This is a genomic window from Pseudarthrobacter sp. GQ63 (genome assembly GCF_059758765.1).
Genome location: NZ_JCAXEF010000002.1, coordinates 130,863 through 154,085, shown reverse-complemented (window position 1 = coordinate 154,085; position 23,223 = coordinate 130,863). Strand labels below are relative to the sequence as shown.

Genomic DNA, 23,223 nt, shown 5'->3' with positions numbered 1-23,223 from the left:
TGTCAGCACTCATGCCTGAAACTCGCATACGCGGAACGGAATACTTGTGCGGTCCTACTCCAGGATTTCAGCCAGGAATGCAGCAGTGTGGCTGGCGGTGGACTTGGCAAGCTGCTCAGGTGTTCCCGACGCAACCACCTGGCCACCGCCGGAGCCGCCGTCAGGTCCGAGGTCCACGATCCAGTCCGCGCTCTTGATGACGTCCAGGTTGTGTTCGATGGTGATCACGGTGTTGCCCTTGTCCACCAGCCCCTGCAGGACCATCAGCAGCTTGCGGATGTCCTCGAAGTGGAGCCCGGTGGTGGGCTCGTCCAGGACGTATACACTCCGTCCGTTGGAGCGCTTCTGCAGCTCCGCGGCCAGCTTGACGCGCTGGGCCTCGCCACCGGACAGCGTGGTGGCGGGCTGGCCCAGCCGGACATAGCCCAGCCCCACGTCCACCAGCGTGTTGAGGTGCCGGGCAATGGGCGAGAAGGCAGCGAAGAACTCCGCCCCCTCCTCAATGGGCATGTTCAGGACGTCCGCGATGGTCTTGCCCTTGTAATGCACCTCAAGGGTTTCCCGGTTGTAGCGCGCACCGTGGCATACCTCGCACGGGACGTAGACGTCCGGCAGGAAGTTCATCTCGATCTTCAGGGTGCCGTCACCGGAGCAGGCCTCGCAGCGGCCGCCCTTGACGTTGAACGAGAACCTGCCCGGGAGGTAGCCGCGCACCTTGGCTTCGGTGGTTTCGGCAAAGAGTTTCCGGATGTTGTCGAAGACGCCCGTGTACGTGGCGGGGTTGGAGCGCGGGGTGCGGCCGATGGGGCTCTGGTCCACGTGGACAACCTTGTCCAGGTGTTCCAGGCCCTGGACAGTCTTGTGCCGCCCGGCCACCTGCTTGGCGCCGTTGAGCTTGTTGGCCAGGACCTTGTACAGGATCTCGTTAACCAGGGTGGACTTGCCCGAGCCGCTCACCCCGGTAACAGCAGTGAAGAGGCCCAGCGGGAAGGCTGCGTCCACGTTCACGAGGTTGTTCTCGCGCGCACCCACAACCTTCAGCTCGCGCTTCTTGTCATACTTGCGGCGCTTCTTGGGGACTTCGATCTTCTTGCGCCCGGACAGGTAGTCGCCGGTCAGTGACGCAGTATTCTCCAGCAGTTCCTTGTAGGAGCCGGAGTGGACCACCTGGCCGCCGTGCTCCCCCGCACCGGGTCCGATGTCCACAATCCAGTCCGCAACATGGATGGTGTCCTCGTCGTGTTCAACAACGATGAGCGTGTTGCCCATGTCCCGCAGCCTGGTGAGGGTGTCAATCAGCCGCCGGTTGTCGCGCTGGTGCAGGCCGATGGACGGCTCGTCCAGCACATAGAGGACTCCCACCAGGCCGGAACCGATCTGGGTGGCCAGGCGGATGCGCTGCGCCTCCCCGCCGGAAAGCGTCGCGGACGGACGTTCCAGGTTCAGGTATTCAAGGCCAACGTCCAGGAGGAACGTCAGGCGCGCCTGGATCTCCTTGAGCACCTGGTGGGCGATCTGCGCTTCGCGCCCGGTCAGCACCAGGTTGTTCAGGAAGTCGGCGCAGTCGCGCATGGGAAGGGCGGCGACATCGGCAATCGACTTGCCGTTGATCAGCACGGACAACGATGCCGGGTTGAGGCGGGCACCGTTGCAGGCAGGGCAGGGAACCTGCCGCATGTACTCTTCGTAGCGGTCGCGGGCCCAGTCCGAGTCCGTCTCGCCGTGCTTGCGGTGGACGTACTGGATGGCGCCTTCGAAACCGGTGCTGTACTTGCGTTCCCGGCCAAACCGGTTCCGGTACTGCACCACCACTTTGTGGTCCTTGCCGTGCAGGACAGTCTGGCGCACGTCCTTGCCCAGTTTCTCCCACGGGGTGTCCATGGAGAAGCCGAGCTCCTTGGCCAGGCCCTCAAGCAGCCTGTTCCAGTATTCCGTGGTGGCCGTGCCCAGCGACCACGGTGCAATGGCGCCCTCGCCCAGGGAGAGTTCCGGGTTGGGAACGATCAGTTCCTCGTCCACTTCCAGCTTTGTGCCGATGCCGCTGCAGGCCGCGCAGGCGCCGAAGGGGTTGTTGAACGAGAAGGAGCGCGGCTCGATCTCGTCGATGGCAAGGGGGTGTTCGTTGGGGCAGGCCAGGTTTTCCGAGAAAGCGCGCAGCCGGCCGGGATCGTCCGCCTCAAGGTCCACGAACTCTGCCAGGACGCGGCCCTCGGCCAGGCCCAGGGCCGTCTCGATGGAGTCCGTGAGCCGCTGGCTGATGCCTTCCTTGACCACCAGGCGGTCCACCACCACCTCGATGGTGTGCTTGAACTGCTTGCCCAGCTTGGGCGGATCGCTCAGCTGCACCAGGTTTCCGTCCACCCGTGCGCGTGAGTAGCCCTTGGCGGTCAGTTCCTTGAAAAGATCGACAAACTCGCCCTTGCGTCCGCGCACCACGGGAGCAAGCACCTGGAAGCGCGTGCCCTCGTCAAGCTCCAGCAGCTGGTCCACGATCTGCTGGGGCGTCTGCTTGGCCACGGGCTCGCCGCACACAGGACAGTGCGGACGGCCTACACGGGCCCAGAGCAGGCGCATGTAGTCGTAAATTTCGGTGATGGTGCCCACCGTGGAGCGGGGGTTCTTGCTGGTGGACTTCTGGTCGATGGAGACTGCCGGCGACAAACCTTCGATGAAGTCGACGTCGGGCTTGTCCACCTGGCCCAGGAACTGGCGGGCGTAGGCGGACAGCGATTCGACGTAGCGCCGCTGGCCCTCCGCGAAAATGGTGTCGAAGGCAAGGGAGGACTTCCCGGATCCGGAGAGCCCGGTGAAGACGATCATCGCGTCCCGGGGCAGATCGAGGTCCACGTTGCGGAGGTTGTGCTCGCGGGCGCCCTTCACCACAAGGCGGGAAAGGTCCGGGCGCTGCGGGGCAGCCGCAGGGGGGACAGATAATGCAGTGGAGGGGGCGGAGGTTTCTTCAGCTACGGCTTTAGGCACCCCATAATGCTAATCGAAAACTTCTTCGAACTTGCACGGTTCCGCCCTCAGGGAACATCGTAGGCAGCAGCCAGCAGCTTCACTGCCTCGGCGAACGTGGCGCCCTGCGCCTTGGCTGCAGCTGCGTAGGTTGCGGCCGCGGCGGAAAGCCCGCCGAGACGTTCATCACGTGCGCACACCACCGTACCGTTCCTGCCGCGGGTGGCCACCACTCCGGCCGCCTCAAGCTCTTTATAGGCCCGGGCCACCGTGTGCGGAGCAACGTCAAGGACCTCGGCCAACGCCCTGACCGCGGGCAGCCTGGTTCCGGGCGGCAGGGATCCGTCGTCCGCCAGGTGGATGACGTGCAACCGGAGCTGCTCGAACAACGCCACGGTGCTGGCGGTGTTGGGCCTCCACGTTCCGGGAAAGCCTGCTGCCGGCGTCAAATGCCAGCCTCGAGTGCGTCAGTCCGGCCCGGGCCCGCGGAGAACTGGGCGTTGTGAAGCCGGGCATAGTAGCTGTTGGCAGCCAGGAGGCTGTGGTGCGTGCCCTGTTCAACGATGCGTCCATGGTCCATGACCAGAATTAGATCAGCGTTGCGGATCGTGGACAAACGGTGGGCTATGACGAAGCTGGTCCTGCCCTGCCGCAGGCGCTGCATGGCCTGGCGGATCAGGAGCTCGGTCCTGGAGTCAACAGAACTGGTGGCTTCGTCCAGGATCAGGACCGCCCTGCCCGCCAGTTGGGCGCGGGCAATGGTCAGCAGTTGCCGCTGGCCCTGGCTCAGGGGCTCACCACCGTTTTCCAGGACTGTGCCGTAACCGCAGGGCAGCGCCCTGACGAACCTGTCCACGTAACTGGCCTCCGCCGCCGCGGTAATGCAGCTTTCCGTAGCCCCCGGCCGTCCGTAGGCAATGTTTTCCCGGATGGTGCCCGCGAAGAGCCACGCATCCTGCAGCACTACCCCGAACTGCTCCCGGAGCCGGTCCCGGGACATGGCGGCAATGTCCGTCCCGCCCATGGTTATCCGGCCGGAGCCGGGCTCGTAGAACCGCATCAGGAGGTTCACCACGGTGGTCTTCCCCGCTCCCGTGTGCCCCACGATGGCCACCGTCTGGCCGGGCTCCACGGAAAAGGAGAGGTTGTGTACTGCCGGGGCAGATTCCGGATAGCCGAAGGTGACGTCATTGAACTCGATGCGTCCGCCAGGCGGTACCGCTTTGGCCTCCTCGGGATCCGGAGGATCCTCCTCCGTATCAAGGAGGGCAAAAACGCGCGCCGCGGAGGCCACGCAGGACTGGATAAGGTTCAGCAGGCCGCCGATCTGTCCCACTGGCTGGGTAAAGAGCCTGCTGAACTGGATGAAGGCCTGGATCCCGCCGATAGTCATGGCGCCGGCGATGACCTGGAGGGCACCCACCACGGCCACGGCGATGTAGTTGAGGTTGGAGATCAGCACCATCAGTGGCTGCACCATACCGGCCGAGTACTGGGCTTTCGTGGCTGCGCGCGCAAGCCTGTCATTGCTCCGGCCGAAGGTCTCTGCGGCCTGGGCCTGGTGCCCAAAGGCCTTGATGACCTCGTGTCCTGAGACAAACTCCTCGACGTGCGCATTGAGCTCGCCGGTCTCCGTCCACTGCCCTGCGAAGTGTGCCTGCGAACGGCGGGCCACGAGAACGGTGATCAGGGTGGACAGCGGCACGGTGGCAATGGCGATCGCTGCGAGCAGGGGCGAGATCCAGAGCATCATGGCCAGGGACCCGCACAGCATCAGGACGGACATGATCAGCTGCGTCAGGAGCTGGTTCATGGCCTGGGCAATATTGTCGATGTCGTTCGTCGCACGGCTCAGGACGTCGCCCCGGGACCGTTCCCGGAAATAGGCGGACGGCAGCCGGTGCAGCTTGTCCTCCAGAGCAGCCCGCAGGCCGTACATGAGCCCCTGGACGGAACGGGCCGTCAGCGCGCCCTGGATCCAGTTGAACAGTGAAGCAAGGACATACATCAGGGAAACGCCGGCCAGCAGGAAGCCAAGCCGCCCGTGGTCCAAAGCTCCCTGGAACACCCCTTCCACCACCACGTCCGTGGCGTCGCCCAGGTATTTCGGCGCCGCCACGTTGAGTCCCGCGAAGGCGCACGTGGCCGCCACGGCGCCGAGCATGAAACGCCTGAACGGCCGCAGCCGGCCCAGGAGCCGTCTGGCCGTAGGCCAGAACTTTTCAGCCGCTCCGGGAGCTGCAGCCGGCGGCGTCATGCCGGTCCGTCCAGTGCCAGCTGCGAGTCTGCAATCTCCCGGTAGGTTGACGAACCTTCCAGCAGCTCCAGGTGCGTACCCTGCGCCACCAGCTGACCGCCGTCGAGGACCAAAATAAGGTCCGCGTTCTCGACGGCGGAGATCCGTTCCGCCACCACAATGACCGTGGCGCCAGCGAGCCGGGCTGCCAGCGCCTGCCGCAGCCTGGTATCGGTGTCGTAGTCGAGGGCCGAGAAGCTGTCGTCGAACAGGTAAAGCGGACTCTTGCGGAGAAGGGCCCGCGTGATGCACAGCCGCTGGCGCTGGCCGCCGGAAAGATTCGTTCCGCCCTGGCCCACGGGCGTGGCAAGCCCCAGCGGCAGCTCACGCATGAACCGCATGGTCTGTGCCGCCTCGAGGGCGTCCCATAACTCTTCATCCGTGGCATTCGGCGCGGCCATCCGGAGGTTGTCGGCAATGGTGCCCGAAAACAGATGGGAGTGCTGGGGAACTATCGACATGGCTGCGCGCAGCGTGTCCAGCGGCAGGTCCTTGATGTCCACACCATCCAGGCTGATGGTTCCTGCCGTGGAATCGAGGAACCGGGGAATCAGGTTGAGCAGCGTGGACTTACCACTGCCTGTAGAGCCCACGATGGCCGTGGTGGTTCCCGGCCCGGCAGTGAAGGTGATCTCCGCCAGGACTGGCTCTTCCGCGCCGGGATAGGAAAAACCCACCCGATTGAACTTCACAACCCCTCGGGCGTCCTGCAGGAAGCCGCTGCCCGCCGTCCGTAGCCCGGCTCCGGTGTCCTGCGGATCGCGTACCGAAGGTTCAGTGGTGAGGACCGCTCCGATACGCTCCGCGCAGACTGCCGCCCGCGGCGCCGTCATGAGGACGTACATCGCCATCATGATGGCCAGCAGGATTTGCAGGATATAGGCGATGAAAGCGGCCAGCGCCCCAATGTTCATGAGGCCCGCCTGGATCCGGTGGCCGCCCAACCACACAACGGCCACGGACGAGAGGTTCACCACGAGCATGATCAGCGGCAGCATTCCTGCCACCAGGAGGGCTGACTGGAGATTGTTGGCCGTCAGGCTGCTGTTGGTCCGGGCGAAGCGCCGGACCTCGTGGTCCTGGCGGACGAAGGCACGGATGACATTGGCTCCCATGATCTGTTCGCGGAGGATGCCCCCAGCGCGGTCCAGGAGGTCCTGGCCCTCCCGGTAGAGGGGAATGAGGCGCCGCACGATGAGGTACATGATCAGCAGGAGCACCGGCACGATGACGATCACCACCGCAGACAGTGCCACGTCCTGCTGGAGGGCAAGGACGATGCCGCCCAGGCCCATTGCCGGTCCCGCTACCAGCATGGTGAACACCAGCACGGAGAAGGCCTGGATCTGCTGGGTATCGTTGGTGGCCCGGGTGGTAAGGCTCTGGGTGCCGAAGGCTGCCACTTCCTGCGAGGACAGTGACTGGATTTTGGTAAAGATTTCGCCCCGAAGCTGGTGTCCGCTCCTCATTGCCACCACGGCCGCGAGGTACCCTGCCGCTATGGCAGCCGCTGCCTGGACGACGGCCACGGCCGCCATGACGGCGCCCAGGCGGGTGATGACCGCATTGTTCCCGGCCACGATCCCGTCATCGATGATCGCGGCGTTGACCGTAGGCAGCATCAGCGTGGCGGCCGCCTGGACCAACTGGAGAACAACGATGGCAACCACAGGGGCTTTGTGGGCCCCGAGCAGCCGCCTCATTAGTCCGATCAGCAACGTACCTCCACTCAGGTCAGTCAGCCGAGGGGGCAGCCGGCGGTAGCCTCTCCCCCATCAGCCACCCCGTTATTGTAAGCCAGATCACTTTCTGCTGTTGTCACACCACGTGACTGCATTGTCGAGGTACTCAAACGGCTGGATCCTGGTCACGGGTTCTTGCGGCCCACGGCAAAAACCCTGCGGAAGGGATACACCGTGCCATGCCCGGTCTGTGGGTAGGCCTCCCGGAGCGCCGCTGCGTACTCCGCCTCGAACTCGGCAGCATCGGGCGCGGACAGGGCAGCCAGGACGGGGCGCAGCGCCGTGCCGCGGACCCACTCCAGGACAGCGTCCCTGCCCGGCAGGACCTGCTGGTAGGTGGTCTCCCAGGCATCGGCTGCATACCCGGCGTCGAGCAGGATACGCAAGTAGTCCGCAGGCTCGCCCACCGACTCCCCGCCTCGCAGGACGCCGCCAAGTTGTGGCTCCCACGTCGCAGAGGCGGCCAGCCCGCGCATCAGTGCGTGGGACGGGGCGTTGAAGTTCCCGGGAACCTGCAGGGCGAACCAGGCGCCTGGCCGGAGGGCATCCAGCCACGAACGCATCATCTCCTGGTGGCCCGGCACCCACTGGAGGGCGGCATTGCTCACCACCACATCAGTCTCCGTCGAGGGCTTCCAGCCGGCGATGTCAGCCTGCTCGAATCGCAGGCCCCCGCCTGCCCCGGTCAGCGCCGCCGCTTTGGACAGCATCTCGGCAGAGGAGTCGACCCCCACCACGTCCGCGGAAGGCCAGCGCTCCGCCAGCGTCGCTGTCAGGTTTCCCGGTCCGCAGCCAAGGTCCACCACCTGTACCGGACGGTCCGCGTGGACCCTCCCCGTCAGGTCGAAAAAGGGCCGGTCCCGGTAATCGCCGAACTGGACGTATTTCGCCGGATCCCATTCCATGTCCATCTCCACGTCTTGAAGCCGTCACGTCTACGGGCGAAGCCTAACCCGGGCCCGGCGGAATCCCGGGCCCGGCCGGGCACTAAGCTGGAAATCAATGAAACTCGTTGATCAGCTGACCCAGCTTTCCGCCCCCAGCCTGCCTGCCGGCGTCGACCCCGATGACCTCTACACCCGGTTTGTGGAGTGGACAGAAAGCCGGGGACTGGCCCTGTATCCGGCGCAGGACGAGGCAATCATGGAGCTGGCAACCGGGGCCAACGTCATATTGGCGACGCCCACCGGGTCCGGGAAGTCCCTGGTGGCCATCGCCGCCCACTTCCAGGCGATGGCCCAGGGCCGCCGCAGTTATTACACTGCGCCCATCAAGGCGCTGGTCTCCGAGAAGTTCTTTGCCCTGTGCGACATTTTCGGTGCTGAGAACGTGGGGATGATCACGGGGGATTCCGGCGTTAACCAGGATGCGCCCATCATCTGCTGCACGGCGGAGATCCTGGCCAACACCGCACTCCGCGAAGGGGCGGCCGCGGAACTGGGGACCGTCATCATGGACGAGTTCCACTTCTACTCCGACCCGCAGCGCGGCTGGGCCTGGCAGGTGCCCCTGCTGGAGCTCCCGCAGGCACAGTTCCTCCTGATGTCTGCCACGCTCGGCGACGTCAGCCGGTTCGAGGAAGGCCTGACGCATCTGACCGGGCGGCCCACCACCACGGTGAGCTCCGCGGAGCGGCCCATTCCGCTGCATTACTACTACCACGAGACGCCGGTCCACGAGACCCTGGAGGAACTGCTTTCCACCAAGCAGGTGCCGGTGTATGTGGTGCACTTCAGCCAGATCGAAGCGATCGACCGCGCCCAGACCCTGATGAGCATCAACGTCTGCACCCGCGAGGAGAAGGACGCGATCGCGGAGCTGATTGCGAACTTCCGGTTCGCGGCCGGCTTCGGCAAGACGCTGAACCGGCTGGTCCGCCACGGCATCGGTGTGCACCACGCGGGGATGTTGCCGAAGTACCGCCGTCTGGTGGAACAGCTCGCCCAGGCGGGGCTTTTGAAGGTCATTTGCGGCACTGACACGCTGGGGGTGGGCATTAACGTGCCCATCCGCACCGTCCTGCTGACCGCCCTGAGCAAGTACGACGGCGTCCGCACCCGCCTGCTTAACTCCCGTGAGTTCCACCAGATTGCGGGCAGGGCCGGCCGGGCAGGTTACGACACCGCAGGGACCGTGGTGGTCCAGGCGCCCGAGCACGTGACCGAAAATGTGAAAGCCATGGCCAAGGCCGTCGCCAAGTTCGGTGACGACCAAAAGAAGCTCCGCCAGGTGGTCAAGAAGAAGCCGCCGGAGGGCTTGGTGAGCTGGGGCGAACCAACGTTCAAACGGCTCGTCGAATCGGCACCGGACCCGTTGACATCGAGTTTCACCGTGACCCACGCAATGCTGATGAACCTGATGGAGCGGCCCGGCGACCCGTTTGCCGCTGCCCGCCGCCTGCTGACCGAAAACCACGAGTCCAGGTCCTCCCAGCTGCAGCTCATGAAGAAGGCGCTGGGCATTTACCGGGAGTTGCTCGCGGCGGAAGTCGTGGAGCGGATCCCCGCCGACGAGCAGGGAGCGGACGGCCGCACGGTCCGGCTGACTGTGCACCTCCAGCCGAATTTCGCACTGAACCAGCCGCTGTCCCCCTTCGCACTCGCCGCACTGGAACTGCTGGATCCGGAGTCGCCGTCGTACGCACTGGACGTGGTGTCCGTGATCGAGGCGACCCTGGAGAAACCGCGCCAGATCCTCTCCGCCCAGCAGAAGAAGGCCCGCGGCGAAGCGGTGGCGGCCATGAAGGCGGACGGCATCGACTACGACCAGCGGATGGCCATGCTGGACAGCGTCACCTACCCCCAGCCCCTGGCGGAAATCCTGGGCGAAGCCTTCGAGGTGTACCGGAAGGCCGCGCCCTGGGTGGGCGACTTCGAGCTGGCGCCCAAGTCCGTGGTCCGGGACATGTACGAGCGCGCCATGAACTTCGGCGAGTTCGTGCAGTTCTACGGACTGGCCCGTTCGGAGGGCATCGTCCTGCGGTACCTCGCGGACGCCTTCAAGGCCCTCCGCCAGACTGTGCCGCAGGACATGCTCCGCGATGACCTGGAGGACCTCGTCGCGTGGCTCGGCGAACTGGTCCGGCAGGTGGACTCCAGCCTCCTGGACGAATGGGAGGAACTTGCGTCCGGCCTGGCACCCACACCGCATGACGCTCCCCCGCCTCCCCCGCCGTCGCTCACGTCCAACATCCGCGCCTTCAGGGTGATGGTCCGCAACGAGATGTTCCGCCGCGTGGAACTCTTTGCTGACGAGGACGCGGCAGCGCTGGGCGAACTCGACGGCGCCGCAGGCTGGAACGCCGAGCGCTGGGAAGACGCCCTGGACGACTACTTCGATGAACACGATGACATCGGAACCGGCCCTGATGCCCGCGGACCGGCACTGCTCATCATCACCGAGGAACGTGACCAGTGGAAGGTCCGGCAGATCTTCGAGGATCCGGCCGGCAATCACGACTGGGGAATTTCCGCCGAGGTTGACCTGGCCGCCTCCGACGAGACGGGCACCGCCGTGATCAAGGTGACGGACGTCAACCGGCTCTGAGCGGTCACACGCCAGCGCTGGAACCTGACGGTAAGCTCGAATAATGAGTGTAATCCGCCCCGCAACCCGGCAAGACGTACCCGCGATCCTTCGGATGATCCACGAACTGGCGCACTACGAGAAGGAGCCGGACGCCGTCCGGAACACACCGGAAATGCTCCAGGAAGTGCTGTTCGGCGAGAACCCGCGCGTGTTCGCAGCCATGGCCGAAAACCAGGCAGGGGAAGTCCAGGGTTTCGCCCTCTGGTTCCTGAACTATTCCACCTGGGAAGGCGTCCACGGGATCTACCTGGAGGACCTCTACGTCAGCCCGGAGGCCCGCGGCGAAGGGCACGGCAAGGCGCTGCTCCAGCACCTTGCCGCCACCGCAGTAGACAACGGATACGCCAGGGTGGAATGGAGCGTCCTGGACTGGAACGAGCCCTCCATCAACTTCTACCGCAGCCTTGGTGCCAGGCCCATGGACGGCTGGTCCACGTTCCGGCTCACCGGCCAGGCGCTCGAACAGTTCGGCAGTGCCGTCCCGGCCCGCGCCAATGGCTGACGCACGGATGCCGGCTCCGGCCAGCCCGGCGGTCCGGGTCCAGCACGAGGTAAGGGCACGGCACGAGTTCCGTGGCATGCGCACCGCTGAACACTTCTTCAGGGTGCCGCTGGACCACTTCGGCGGCTTCCCCGATGGCGAAACCATCACCGTTTTTGCCCGCGAGTACGTCTCGGCCGCGCACTCCGAGGAACAGGCCTCCGAGCTTCCGTGGCTGCTTTTCCTCCAGGGCGGCCCGGGCGGGCGCGGCAACAGGTTCGGATCCCTGGGCGGCTGGAGCAAGGCGGCCGCCAGGGACTTCCGAATCCTGATGCTGGACCAGCGGGGCACCGGCCTCTCCTCGCCCATTGACCGCAGCACGCTTCCGCTGCGCGGACCGGCCGCGGCCCAGGCCGCGTACCTGGAACACTTCCGGGCCGATTCCATCGTGGCCGACGCCGAGCTGGTCCGGGAAGCCCTGGGGGCGGACCCGTGGACGGTGTACGGACAGAGCTACGGCGGCTTTTGTGCCCTGACCTACCTGTCCTTTGCCCCGCAGGGCCTTCGGGAAGTACTGGTCACCGGCGGCCTTGCGCCCCTGGCCGGCCCGGCCGACGACGTCTACCGCGCCACATTCCAGCGCGTGGCCGCCCGGAACGCCGAATACTTCGCCTGGTACCCGGAGGACCGTGCCGAGGTTGAGCGGATTGCCAGCCACCTGCGGCACACCCCGGAATACCTGCCCGACGGCGGTCCGCTCACCGTGGAGCGCTTCCAGATGGTGGGGGCTTTCCTCGGCGGCAACACCAGGGTGGACAGCCTGCACCACCTGCTGGAGGATGCCTTCACGGAAACCGCCGCAGGCCCACGGCTTTCCGACGCCTTCCTGGACCAGGTGCAGGGCATCGTGTCCCGCCGTTCCAATCCCCTCTACGCGCTGATGCACGAGTCCATCTACGGCCAGGGGCAGGCCACCGGGTGGGCGGCCTGGCGCGTCCTGGACGAGTATCCGGAGTTCAAGCCTGACGCTGAGCCGCTGCTCCTGACCGGCGAAATGGTCTATCCCTGGTATTTCGAGCAGGACCCGGCCCTTCAGCCCCTCCGGGAGGTGGCGGAACTGCTGGCCGCCAAAGAGGACTGGAAACAGCTCTACGACCGCGGGCAGCTGGCAGCCAACACGGTTCCCGTGGCCGCCGCCGTCTACTCGGACGATATCTATGTGGACCGGAAGCTGTCCCTGGAAACGGCGTCCGCCGTCCGCGGGCTGCAGGTGTGGGAGTCCGGGGACTTCCACCACGACGGCATCGCCGACGACGGGGAAGGGATCTTCGCCCGGCTCCTGGGCATGGCACGCTCAGGCGGCCGCTGACTGCCGCCGCCCGGCCATGACGGTCAGGAACGCCGCGGCCAGGACAGCTGCGCCCACGGCACCTCCCAGGAGGTTGAGCCCCAGGTAGCCAATCCAGCTGAGGACCAGGCCGGACACTGCCCCGCCCACGGCGCCGGCAGCACCCATCAGCATGTCGGAAACGCCCTGGACCGCAACCCGCGACTCCTGCGCCACGCTTTCGGCCAGCAGCGTGGAGCCGGACACGGTGGCCGCGGACCAGCCCAGGCCCAGCAGGACCAGGCCCACCGCCACGGCCGCGGTGGATGCCTGGCCGAACCCGGCGACAGCCACGGCCGTCATCAGCAGGGTGAAACCGATCATGATGGTCTGGGCCCTGCCCGCTTTGTCCGTCAGCCAGCCCATCACGGGCGACAGGGCGAACATCCCGGCGATGTGCAGCGAGATGGTGAACCCGATGATCACCAGTACGTCGCCGGACGCCGTGTGGCCTGCATGGCTGGTGCCCGGGCCCTCCACCAGTTCCTGCAGGTGCAGGGGCGTCATGGACATCACGCCCACCATGACGGCGTGGGCTCCGACGACGGCGGCCACGGCCAGGAGCGCGGTCCGGGAGCCGCGGATGGCGCGCAGGCCCCGGGCGAGCGTCCCGCCGTCGTGCGCGCCCTGTCCGGCAGGGCCGCTACCTGCACGGCCGTCCACCCGCGGCGCCGCCGGCAGCTCCACGGCCTGAGCGGCCTGCAGACCCTCACGCGCCTGCTGGGCGGCGAGTTCCCTGGCGAGCAGCAACGGGTCCGGCCGAAGCCCAACAAAGAGCAGAACGGCTGCCAGCAGCAGGCCGGCACCGGAAATCACGAAGGGCCCGGCAACGGGCGGAAGACCCAGCGCCTGGCCCACCACGGTGCCGGGCTGGATCAGGTTGGGTCCGGTGACGGCGCCGATGGTGACCGCCCAGACCACCGTTGACAGGGCCAGGCCGCGGTGGTCGGGGTCGGCAAGGTCCACCGCGGCGAAGCGCGCCTGCAGGCTGGCAGCGCTGCCCACTCCGATGCCGGCGGCCCCCAGCACCAGCAGCACGAAGAGGCCGGACACCACCGCGAGCACCATCAGCACAGCACCCGCCAGTGCCGCGGACAGCCCGGCTACCTGCCCGATCCGGCGTCCCCGGCGGTCTGCCAGGGCGGCCAGAGGCAGTGCTGCCAGCGCCGCGCCCAGCGTCATTACTGTGGCCACGGCACCCGCCCAGGCGCTGGACCCTGACAGCTCGACCGCGAGGATCGATCCGATGGACACCGTGGCGCCGGTACCAATGCCGCCGAAAACCTGGGCCGTGCCCAGCAGCGCCACGGTGCGCCGCTGCACCTGGCGCACCCCTTGTTCCGTCATCAGGATTGGACCCATGCACCGAGCATAGTCCTCGCCGCGCCGCGCAGCAGGACGGTTAAAGCAGGCAATCCCGGCCGAACGACGGCCGGGATTGCTTGCTGGTATCGGGAGGAAAGGGCTACTCGGCGTCGCTGTGGCTCTTCCGGATGTCGTCTTCGAGGCGGGGATCCAGGTGCGCTTCCTTGGCCTTGGAGCTGACCAGGCTGGCGATCACGGCGATCACGATGGTGCCAACGATCACCGCCAGGGATACGAACGTGGGGATTTCGGGAGCCCATTCGATGTGCTGCCCGCCGTTGATGAACGGCAGTTCGTTCACGTGCATCGCATGAAGGACCAGCTTGACCCCGATGAAGGCCAGGATGAAGGACAGCGCGTGCTTCAGGTAGATCAGGCGGTTCATCAGGCCACCAAGCAGGAAGTACAGCTGGCGCAGGCCCATCAGGGCAAACAGGTTGGCCGTGAACACGATGAACGGGCTCTGGGTGAGGCCGAAGATTGCGGGGATGGAGTCGACGGCGAAGAGCAGGTCCGTCAGGCCGATGGTGATAAACACGATCAGCATCGGGGTGAAGACCCTCTTGCCATCCACGGTGGTGCGCAGCTTGTTGCCGTCGAAGTTCTCCGACATGGGGAAGACCTTGCGGATCTTGGCGATGAGCGGGTTTTCCCGGTCTTCTTCGTCTTCGCCCTCGTCCTGGGCCTGCTTCCAGGCAGTCCACAGCAGGAACGCGCCGAAGATGTAGAACACCCAGCTGAACTGCTCAATGACGATGGCGCCGAGCAGGATGAAGATGCCGCGCAGGATCAGGGCGATGATGATGCCCACCATCAGCACTTCCTGCTGGTACTTCCGGGGCACGGAGAAGCGGGCCATGATAATGATGAAGACAAACAGGTTGTCGATGCTGAGGCTGTATTCCGTCACCCAGCCGGCGACGAACTGGCCGCCGTACTCAGGGCCGGTGAAGGCGAACATGGCGCCGGCGAACACCAGGGCGAGGCTGACATAAAACGCTACCCACAGTCCGGCTTCCTTCATGGAAGGTTCATGGGGACGCCGGACCACCAAAAGAAGGTCGATCAGGAGGATCAGGCCGAGGACGACAAGTGAGCCGACTTCGAACCACACGGGCAATTCGAGCACAGGGTAGCCTTTCGCAGGGTACAGAGATGCGGTGTAAGTCTCTCCGGCCTGCCTGTGCACTTGGTGCTGAAATGGCGGCCCGCTACGCCCGGCCGGGCAACTATGCCCTGCGTGTTGACGATCGTAGCGCTCGGGATACTCCCCTACGTGACCTTAACTGTACCGCAGTCACCCGGGCCGCCCGTCCCCCCGTTACCTTTGTGTCAGGCGTGCCCGGCCGCCTGCATCTGCCGCAGTTCCTTCTTCAGCTCGCTCACTTCGTCCCTGATCCTGGCTGCCACCTCGAACTGCAGTTCGGCGGCAGCCCCGTGCATCTGCTCCGTCAACTGTTCGATCAGCCCCACCAGATCCTCCGCCGGTGCTGCTGCGAGGCCGTCTGAGCGCACTTGGGCGGCACCCTTCGCCGCGGACTTCCGTTTGCCGCCCTTGGCCAGCCGGCTGTTGTTGAGCAGCTCCTGGGTGTCGGCGTCTTCCTTGGCCAGTTGGTCGGTGATGTCCGCGATCTTCTTGCGCAGCGGCTGCGGGTCCACCCCATGCTCGGTGTTGTAGGCCACCTGGATGGCTCGGCGCCGGTTGGTCTCGTCGATGGCATGCGCCATGGAGTCCGTGATGCGGTCGGCGTACATGTGCACCTGGCCTGAGACGTTACGGGCGGCGCGGCCGATGGTCTGGATCAGTGAGGTTGAGGAGCGCAGGAAGCCTTCCTTGTCCGCGTCCAGGATGCTGACCAGGGACACTTCCGGGAGGTCCAGGCCCTCACGAAGCAGGTTGATGCCCACCAGGACGTCGAACTTTCCCATCCGGAGTTCGCGCAGCAGCTCTACGCGCCGCAGGGTGTCCACGTCGGAGTGGAGATACTCCACCTTGATGCCGTGGCCCAGGAGGTAGTCGGTGAGGTCCTCCGCCATCCGCTTGGTGAGGGTGGTGACCAGGATGCGCTCGTCCTTGGCGGTACGGGTCTTGATCTCCCCCAGCAGGTCATCGATCTGGCCCTTGGTGGGCTTGACCACCACCTCGGGATCGATGAGCCCGGTGGGCCGGATGATCTGCTGGACGAACCCGTCGGCCTTGCCGAGCTCGTACTTGCCGGGGGTGGCCGACAGGTAGACGGTCTGGCCGACGCGCTGAAGGAACTCGTCCCATTTCAGCGGCCTGTTGTCCATGGCTGAGGGCAGCCGGAAGCCGAAGTCCACCAGGTTCCGCTTGCGGGACATGTCGCCCTCGTACATCGCGCCGATCTGCGGGATGGTCACGTGGGATTCGTCCACCACGAGCAGGAAGTCGTCCGGGAAGTAGTCGAGGAGGCAGTGCGGCGCCGTGCCGGGGGCTCGGCCGTCAATGTGCGAGGAGTAGTTCTCGATGCCGTTGCAGAAGCCCATCTGCTGCATCATTTCGAGATCGTAGTTGGTCCGCATGCGGAGGCGCTGCGCCTCCACCAGCTTGTTCTGGCCCTCCAGCACCTTCAGCCGGTCGGCGAGCTCGTCCTCAATCCGCTTGATGGCCCTGGACATGCGCTCCGGCCCGGCAACGTAGTGGGAGGCGGGGAAGACATACATTTCCTCTTCGTCCCGGATCACCTCGCCGGTGAGCGGGTGGAGCGTGTGGATGTTCTCGATTTCGTCACCGAAGAACTCGATCCGGATGGCAAGTTCCTCGTACATCGGGATGATCTCCACGGTGTCCCCGCGGACCCGGAACGTGCCCCGGTGGAAGTCCATGTCATTGCGGGCGTACTGCATGGACACGAACTTCCGGAGGAGGTCGTCCCGGTTCATCTCCGCGCCCTTGCGCAGCGTGACCATGCCGGCGATGTATTCCTCCGGCGTACCCAGGCCGTAGATGCAGGACACTGTAGCCACGACGATCACATCCCGCCGGGTCAGCAGGGCGTTTGTGGCGGAGTGGCGGAGCCTTTCAACTTCCTCGTTAATGGAGGAGTCCTTCTCGATGAAGGTGTCCGTCTGCGCCACATACGCTTCGGGCTGGTAGTAGTCGTAGTAGGACACGAAGTATTCCACCGCGTTGTTGGGCAGCAGTTCGCGGAATTCGTTGGCCAGCTGTGCCGCGAGGGTCTTGTTCTGGACCATCACCAGGGTGGGGCGCTGGACCTGCTCGATCAGCCAGGCCGTGGTGGCGCTCTTACCGGTACCCGTGGCGCCGAGAAGCACCACGTCTTTTTCGCCGTTCTTGATGCGCTCCGTCAGTTCGGCAATGGCGGCGGGTTGATCGCCCGCGGGCTTGAATTCGCTGATGACCTCAAAGGGCGCCACAACACGGTTGATATCCTGCGCAAGGCTCATGGAACTAATCTACAACCGGGCACCGACACTATAAGGGCCCGTCCGTTACGGGCGAACAGCTCCGGTCCGCGGAACCGGCTTCACGACGCGTACGACGGCGGCGCCCAGCCGGTCTCGTCAGCCCAGGCGGACATAAGGGGCCATGCAACGTCCGTGAACCACGGTTCCTTGGCCTCCGCATATGCCCTCGTACCCGCCGAGCTGGCGAAGCGCCCCGCAAGGTCTGCCTTATGCCCTGCGTAAAGCATGCGTGCGGACGGGTTGGCCCGCAGCCAGTCCCGGAACATCAGGGCATAGCGCCATCCGGGCGAGCCGGCAACGCGGACGTGGATGTTGACTGGACGCGCGGGGTCCGCGTTGGCGTGGAACCGTTTCTGCCACTGCCCGGGATCCGGCGCACCAGGTTTAGGCGTATCGGACCCGGCACCGGGCACCAAGGGGAACCCGGCTGCCGCCAGCAGGGGTGCCGCACTGTCTGCTGCGTCCAGGCCGGAAACGGCAACCTGCAGGTCTATGACGTCCTTGGCGGCCAGGCCGGGGACGGAGGTGGAGCCAATGTGGTCCACCGCCAGGATGAGCCCGTGGGCTGCGGACTTCAGCCTTGCCGAGATCCGGGCCGCGTCCTTGGCCCATTCCTCCCGATACGGCTCCAGGACAGGTCCGTAGTTCCTCGCGGCACGCTTGCCTGCAGCGAGGTTGCGGGCGAAGGGCATCAGCCGGTCGTCCCAGAGCCGGTCCACCTGGACCAGCAGGTGCTGCACGCTGGCAGAATTGTCCAGGACGACGTCGGCTACAGCCAGCCGATCCTTCCGCGTTGCCTGCGCGGCCATCCGCGACAGTGCAGCCTCCCGCGTCATCCCACGGTGCTCCAGCATCCGCTGGAGCCGCACGTCGTCCGGCGCATCCACCACCACCACCAGGTGGAAGTCGCTCCCCTGCCCGGTTTCCACAAGCAAGGGGATGTCCTGCACTACCACGGCATCTTCTGCCGCAGCCGCCACAATAGCCGCGGCCCGTGCACGGACCAGGGGGTGGACAATCCCGTTGAGGGCCTCGAGTCGCTCGGGGCTGCCAAACACCAACGTACCGAGTTTGGGGCGGTCCAGCCGGCCGTCGGCGCCAAGGACATCTCTGCCAAACTCCGCCACAACGCGGTCCAGGCCCTCGGTGCCGGGCTCCACCACTTCACGGGCCAACGCATCAGCATCCACGAGCACCGCGCCGCGTTCTTTCAGGCGCGAGGCCACCACTGACTTCCCGGAGGCGATGCCGCCCGTCAACCCGATCTTGAGCATCCCCCCACCCTAATCGCCCGGCCCAGGTCCACGTACATCTCCTAAATGCCACATGCTGGCCGCAAGAGCGCGGGCGACGACGAGTACGCGCGGCAGCCCATGGCTTGCCGGGTCATGGGAGCCTGGGCCTAGACTTGGGCGGGTGCAAGGGGAAGAGAGCAGGGCCACCAGCTACACCACACTGGCGGCGGGCTCCGATTTCCGCCACGAGCTGGAGATCAAGCGTTCCCGGTTCATCACTGTGCTGCGCCGGGCAGACAGCGAGGACGCTGCACGGGACCTGGTGGCAGGCCTCCGCCGCGAGTTCCACGACGCCCGGCACCACTGCTCGGCGTTTATCATCGGACCCGACCGGAGCATCCAGCGCTCCAACGACGACGGCGAACCGTCCGGAACAGCGGGCCTTCCCATGCTGGAAGCTTTGGCCAAACGGGAGACGACGCCCGGGGCCGCCGACCTCAGCGACGTAAGCGCCGTCGTCGTCCGCTACTTCGGCGGTGTCCTGCTCGGGGCAGGCGGACTGGTGCGGGCATACTCCGAGTCCGTGTCCTCGGCGCTAACCCTTGTGCCGCTGGTGCGCCGCAGCCGCCTGCGGATCTGCTCGGTGGAAGTGCCGCATGCTGCGGCCGGGAAGCTCGAAAACGACCTGCGGGCCGCAAACCTGGTGATGGCCGGAACCAGCTACGGATCCCGGCACACTGTCCTGCAGGTGGCGGTGCCGGACAACGCCGGCGCAATAGCGGACGCCGCAGAACGGGTGCAGTTGCTGACGGCCGGCAGTGCCTCGCTGGTGGCGAAGGGAACGGAGTGGGTGGATGTCCCCTTCACCTGAGGTGTCCCTGGTGGACGTGGATGAGGCGGTGCTGGACGGGCTCCTTGCCCTCGCTAAGCGCGATGCCTCCCCCGATGAGGTGGCTCCCCCGCTGGGCGGGCCGGGCTGGAACCCTGAGCGGACAGCCTGGTTCTTCGGTTACCACCGCGCCGCCGCCTACGGCCTGGACGGCCTTGCCGGGGAGAAGACGTGGGGAATTCTCGCCGATGGCAGCCTCGCCGGATCCATCCGGCTGCGCCGCATCGCATCCGGCACCACGGCAGCCGGACCCGCCGGAGCGGCGGCCGATACGGGTATCTGGCTTGGCCGGAGCTTTCGGTCCCGGGGCATTGGCGCCGCCGCGTTGCGGCTGGTGCTGGATGAGGCCCGAAGGGCGGGACTTTCCCGGGTGATTGCCCGCACCCTGGCGGGAAACGTGGGCGCCCAGCGCATTCTGGCCTCAGCCGGGGCCGTCCTGACGCACGACGACGACGGGACGGTCCGCGCCGTCGTCGAACTTTAAGGCGCTGGGTGACGCCTGACCGACTGAAGCCAACAGCTGGGTTATAGCAACAGACCCCCTGCCTTGTGGGCAGGGGGTCTGTTGCGTGGGCCCGGAAAACCGGGCCGGTGGCAATTAGTTGCCGGTCAGCTTCTCGCGCAGGGCGGCGAGAGCCTCGTCGGATGCAAGCGTGCCTGCACCGGCGTTGGACTCAGCAGCCGGCTCCGAGGAGTAGCTGGTGGTGCCGGAATCGCTGTCACCGGACGTTGCAGCAGCAGCGTCGTCGGCAGCGTGCTGGGCAACCTGCTTCTTGTGGGCTTCCCAGCGGGTCTGGGCGTCAGCGTACTGCTGCTCCCAGGCGGCGCGCTGGTTCTCGTAGCCTTCAAGCCACTCGTTGGACTCGGGATCGAAGCCCTCGGGGTACTTGTAGTTGCCCTCTTCGTCGTACTCTGCGGCCATGCCGTACAGAGCGGGATCGAATTCGGTGCTGTCGGCGTCGACGCCCTCGTTGGCCTGCTTGAGGGACAGCGAGATGCGGCGGCGTTCCAGGTCGATGTCGATGACCTTGACGAACAGCTCGTCGCCAACGGAGACAACCTGCTCGGCCAGTTCCACGTGGCGGACAGCCAGCTCGGAGATGTGGACCAGGCCTTCGATGCCGTCTTCGACGCGGACGAACGCACCGAACGGAACCAGCTTGGTGACCTTACCCGGAACAACCTGGCCCAGGGCGTGGGTGCGGGCGAAGGTCTGCCACGGATCTTCCTGCGTAGCCTTGAGCGACAGGGAAACGCGCTCGCGGTCCAGGTCCACCTCGAGAACCTCGACGGTGACTTCCTGGCCAACTTCGACAACCTCGGACGGGTGGTCGATGTGCTTCCAGGACAGCTCGGAAACGTGAACGAGGCCGTCTACGCCGCCCAGGTCCACGAAGGCACCGAAGTTGACGATGGAGGAAACGACGCCGGGACGGACCTGGCCCTTTTCCAGCTTGTTGAGGAACGTGGAGCGGACCTCGGACTGGGTCTGCTCGAGCCATGCACGGCGGGACAGCACAACGTTGTTGCGGTTCTTGTCCAGCTCGATGATCTTGGCTTCGATCTGCTGGCCGATGTACGGAGCCAGGTCGCGCACACGGCGCATCTCGACGAGGGATGCGGGCAGGAAGCCGCGCAGGCCGATGTCGAGGATAAGACCACCCTTGACGACCTCGATGACGGTACCGGTGACAACACCGTCTTCTTCCTTGACCTTCTCGATGTCGCCCCAAGCACGCTCGTACTGAGCGCGCTTCTTGGAGAGGATCAGGCGGCCTTCTTTGTCTTCCTTGGTGAGCACCAGGGCTTCGACCTGATCGCCAACGGAGACGACGTCTCCGGGATCAACATCGTGCTTGATGGACAGCTCACGGGAGGGGATGACACCTTCGGTCTTGTAACCGATGTCGAGCAGGACTTCATCGCGGTCGACCTTGACGACGGTACCTTCGACGAGGTCTCCGTCGTTGAAGTACTTGATGGTGGCGTCGACAGCTGCGAGGAAGTCCTCAGCGGTACCGATGTCGTTAATAGCGACTACGGGGGTACCGGGCTTCTCGGTGGAGGTGATGGTCATGTAGTAGGGGCTCCGTTGTGGATAGTTAGTTGATCAGGCGACCACCACTTCCGGGTACTGACCTGGAGGCGGAGCGCGGCGGATTTGCCGGGTCATCCTGATTGCGCGGCGTTTACGTGCAGCCAAAGCTGGGCACACGTAACACACGCCTGTTCATTCTAGTCGTTGCCCGTTACGAGGGTCAAAGCGAGGCACGCGGGCTTGACGTGTCCTTGCAGTTCAGAAGTGGGTGAGGCAGTGCGTTGCCCGCTCCACCGCGAACATCTGCCGCGCTTTCTGGGCGGCGCCGGGCGTGGTTTCGGTGATCCGCCCCGCCGCGGCCAGCGTGACGGGACACACCCCGCCCAGGTAGATCGAGGACAGGGCGGAGACATCCAGCGCCAGGTCCGCCGGGGCGGTGTCAGGCAAGCGCTCGACGGCGGCCTGGCCGCCGTCGACGTCCAGGGCGTACTTGCCTGCCGTCAGGTCCAGCGGGTCCGCAATGCCGAAAACAAGCCGGCCGTCCGCCGGGTAGTGCCGGGCTTCCAGCGCCTTGCCGGCGTCGAGGATGCGGAGCCACAGCATGTCCCGGCTGTCCGACGAATCGATGCAGCGCGGGTCGTCGAGCGCCCACGCCAGGGGGTCGTCAACCGGCGCTTCGTCCCACGAGACGCGTTCCACCAGGTCGATGGCGCCGAGGAACTGCCACAGTTCCAGGTAGGCGTCATTGCCGGCTGCCACCAGGTCCACGACCTCCACGGTGTAGGGCTCCGTATCCCAGCCCAGGAACTTGTAGGAGACATAGCCGTCAATGTCGCCGCCCGGACCGTAGTGGAGCGCAACCTTGACGGCAGGGTCCTCCTTGCCGTCACGGCCCAAGGACCCGGACGCCAACTGCCGGTACCAGTCCTGCCTGCCCAGGGACCCGGGGGTAAGCCGGTGCACACGCTCGAAGACCTCCGGCGCCAGGTGCAGCAGGGCTTTGGGATCGGCAATCTCCACGCTTCCGGCAGGCTGGTGGCGGAGGTTGAAGCGCGCGGTGGTGTCCACCTTGACGGTGCGTTCAAAGCTGGCCACGCCGTAACCGAAACGGCCGTAAATGGTCCCTTCCGAGGCGGTAAGGGCGGCCATGGCGATGCCGTCATCCTTGGCGAGGCGAAGGTCCTCGCTCATCATCGTCCGCAGGAGGCCCCGCCGCCGGTGCGACGTGCGGACGGTCACCGACGTGACCATCTGGGATTCGAGCATCCGGCCAAATCCGATATTGAGGGTCTTGCGGAAGGTTGCGAAGGTGGCCACCGGCACCGTTGCCGGCATGGAGGACTGCGCCACCGCCCCCGTCTGGTAAACGCCGGTGAGCGCCCGGCCGTCAGCTTCGTACGTGGCGAGCGTTTTTGCCACGTGCTCGGGAGTCCTGGTGGATTCGTGGAAGCCAAAGGACACAGCACGCGACCAGGCTTCCGCCTCCGCGTAACCGTCCTTGCCCTCGGAGACAGCGCCAAAGCGCCGGATTTCATAGTTGCCACTCAGTTCAGCCACGGTTACGAGCCTAGTCATGGCCGGCGGCCTTCACCAGTCAAACACGGACCCCATCCGCAGCTCCGCCGCAGGCACCGTCGTCGGCATCCTGTTCAAACAGGGCTGCAGCATCCTGGGCCAATGCACAGTGCGCGGTCAGCCCTGGGGGTCTAAGTTAGAGCAGGACGTGACGCGCTTCACAAGCGTGGGACAAGCGGTCTGCGCCCACGCAAATTATCTGCCCGCAGTACCTGACCC

16 protein-coding genes are annotated in these 23,223 nt (G+C 65.7%); 5 read left to right on the top strand and 11 right to left on the bottom strand.

Features of this window, described 5'->3' with window-relative positions; translation table 11 throughout:
* Window positions 1–54: 54 nt before the first annotated feature.
* From uvrA to AC6CHP_RS05130, 5 genes are all read right to left on the bottom strand, one after another.
* Window positions 55–2,979 (bottom strand): excinuclease ABC subunit UvrA, encoded by a 2,925-nt coding sequence (gene uvrA, locus AC6CHP_RS05150; RefSeq protein ID WP_427117159.1) that lies wholly within the window; start codon window positions 2,977–2,979, stop codon window positions 55–57.
* 47 nt (window positions 2,980–3,026) lie between these two features.
* Entirely contained in the window at window positions 3,027–3,407 is a 381-nt protein-coding gene (locus tag AC6CHP_RS05145; RefSeq protein ID WP_498228403.1) for a GntR family transcriptional regulator, read from the bottom strand.
* Entirely contained in the window at window positions 3,404–5,215 is a 1,812-nt protein-coding gene (locus tag AC6CHP_RS05140) for an ABC transporter ATP-binding protein (protein WP_498228402.1), read from the bottom strand. The genes AC6CHP_RS05145 and AC6CHP_RS05140 overlap by 4 nt, the downstream gene beginning before the upstream one ends.
* The gene (locus AC6CHP_RS05135; RefSeq protein ID WP_498228828.1) at window positions 5,212–6,957 is read right to left on the bottom strand and encodes an ABC transporter ATP-binding protein; all 1,746 of its coding nucleotides are present in this window, start codon (window positions 6,955–6,957) and stop codon (window positions 5,212–5,214) included. The genes AC6CHP_RS05140 and AC6CHP_RS05135 overlap by 4 nt, the downstream gene beginning before the upstream one ends.
* A gap of 164 nt (window positions 6,958–7,121) precedes the next feature.
* Window positions 7,122–7,901: a trans-aconitate 2-methyltransferase gene (locus tag AC6CHP_RS05130; RefSeq protein ID WP_498228401.1), complete on the bottom strand. Its 780-nt coding sequence runs from the start codon at window positions 7,899–7,901 to the stop codon at window positions 7,122–7,124.
* A 97-nt stretch (window positions 7,902–7,998) separates the two neighbouring features.
* Between AC6CHP_RS05130 and AC6CHP_RS05125 the strand changes: the two genes are divergently transcribed.
* The 3 genes from AC6CHP_RS05125 to AC6CHP_RS05115 are packed head-to-tail and all read left to right on the top strand — an operon-like array spanning window position 7,999 to window position 12,434.
* Window positions 7,999–10,542 (top strand): DEAD/DEAH box helicase, encoded by a 2,544-nt coding sequence (locus AC6CHP_RS05125; RefSeq protein ID WP_498228400.1) that lies wholly within the window; start codon window positions 7,999–8,001, stop codon window positions 10,540–10,542.
* A gap of 43 nt (window positions 10,543–10,585) precedes the next feature.
* Entirely contained in the window at window positions 10,586–11,086 is a 501-nt protein-coding gene (locus AC6CHP_RS05120) for a GNAT family N-acetyltransferase (RefSeq protein WP_188729824.1), read from the top strand.
* Window positions 11,079–12,434, top strand: a complete 1,356-nt coding sequence (locus AC6CHP_RS05115) for an alpha/beta fold hydrolase (RefSeq protein ID WP_498228398.1) — start codon at window positions 11,079–11,081, stop codon at window positions 12,432–12,434. The genes AC6CHP_RS05120 and AC6CHP_RS05115 overlap by 8 nt, the downstream gene beginning before the upstream one ends.
* On the opposite strand, the gene AC6CHP_RS05110 is transcribed toward AC6CHP_RS05115, so the two are convergent.
* The 4 genes from AC6CHP_RS05110 to coaE form a co-directional block, all read right to left on the bottom strand.
* Window positions 12,420–13,814 (bottom strand): MFS transporter, encoded by a 1,395-nt coding sequence (locus tag AC6CHP_RS05110; RefSeq protein WP_427117166.1) that lies wholly within the window; start codon window positions 13,812–13,814, stop codon window positions 12,420–12,422. The genes AC6CHP_RS05115 and AC6CHP_RS05110 overlap by 15 nt on opposite strands.
* Before the next feature lie 103 nt (window positions 13,815–13,917).
* Entirely contained in the window at window positions 13,918–14,946 is a 1,029-nt protein-coding gene (locus AC6CHP_RS05105) for a TerC family protein (protein WP_188729831.1), read from the bottom strand.
* A gap of 203 nt (window positions 14,947–15,149) precedes the next feature.
* Window positions 15,150–17,246 carry an excinuclease ABC subunit UvrB gene (uvrB, locus tag AC6CHP_RS05100; RefSeq protein WP_104187347.1) on the bottom strand — a complete coding sequence of 699 codons (2,097 nt, stop codon included), beginning with the start codon at window positions 17,244–17,246 and terminating at the stop codon, window positions 15,150–15,152.
* Between the two features lie 80 nt (window positions 17,247–17,326).
* Entirely contained in the window at window positions 17,327–18,541 is a 1,215-nt protein-coding gene (gene coaE, locus AC6CHP_RS05095) for a dephospho-CoA kinase (RefSeq protein ID WP_498228396.1), read from the bottom strand.
* A 142-nt stretch (window positions 18,542–18,683) separates the two neighbouring features.
* Between coaE and AC6CHP_RS05090 the strand changes: the two genes are divergently transcribed.
* Together AC6CHP_RS05090 and AC6CHP_RS05085 are read left to right on the top strand one after the other, a co-directional pair.
* Entirely contained in the window at window positions 18,684–19,373 is a 690-nt protein-coding gene (locus tag AC6CHP_RS05090; RefSeq protein WP_427117169.1) for an IMPACT family protein, read from the top strand.
* On the top strand, window positions 19,357–19,875 hold the full coding sequence (locus AC6CHP_RS05085; RefSeq protein WP_498228395.1) for a GNAT family N-acetyltransferase: 519 nt from the start codon (window positions 19,357–19,359) through the stop codon (window positions 19,873–19,875). Before AC6CHP_RS05090 ends, AC6CHP_RS05085 begins: the two co-directional genes overlap by 17 nt.
* A gap of 114 nt (window positions 19,876–19,989) precedes the next feature.
* Here AC6CHP_RS05085 and rpsA read toward each other — a convergent pair whose 3' ends face one another.
* Window positions 19,990–21,468: a 30S ribosomal protein S1 gene (gene rpsA, locus AC6CHP_RS05080; protein ID WP_013600871.1), complete on the bottom strand. Its 1,479-nt coding sequence runs from the start codon at window positions 21,466–21,468 to the stop codon at window positions 19,990–19,992.
* A gap of 219 nt (window positions 21,469–21,687) precedes the next feature.
* Window positions 21,688–23,004: a GNAT family N-acetyltransferase gene (locus AC6CHP_RS05075; RefSeq protein ID WP_498228394.1), complete on the bottom strand. Its 1,317-nt coding sequence runs from the start codon at window positions 23,002–23,004 to the stop codon at window positions 21,688–21,690.
* Window positions 23,005–23,223: the final 219 nt, after the last annotated feature.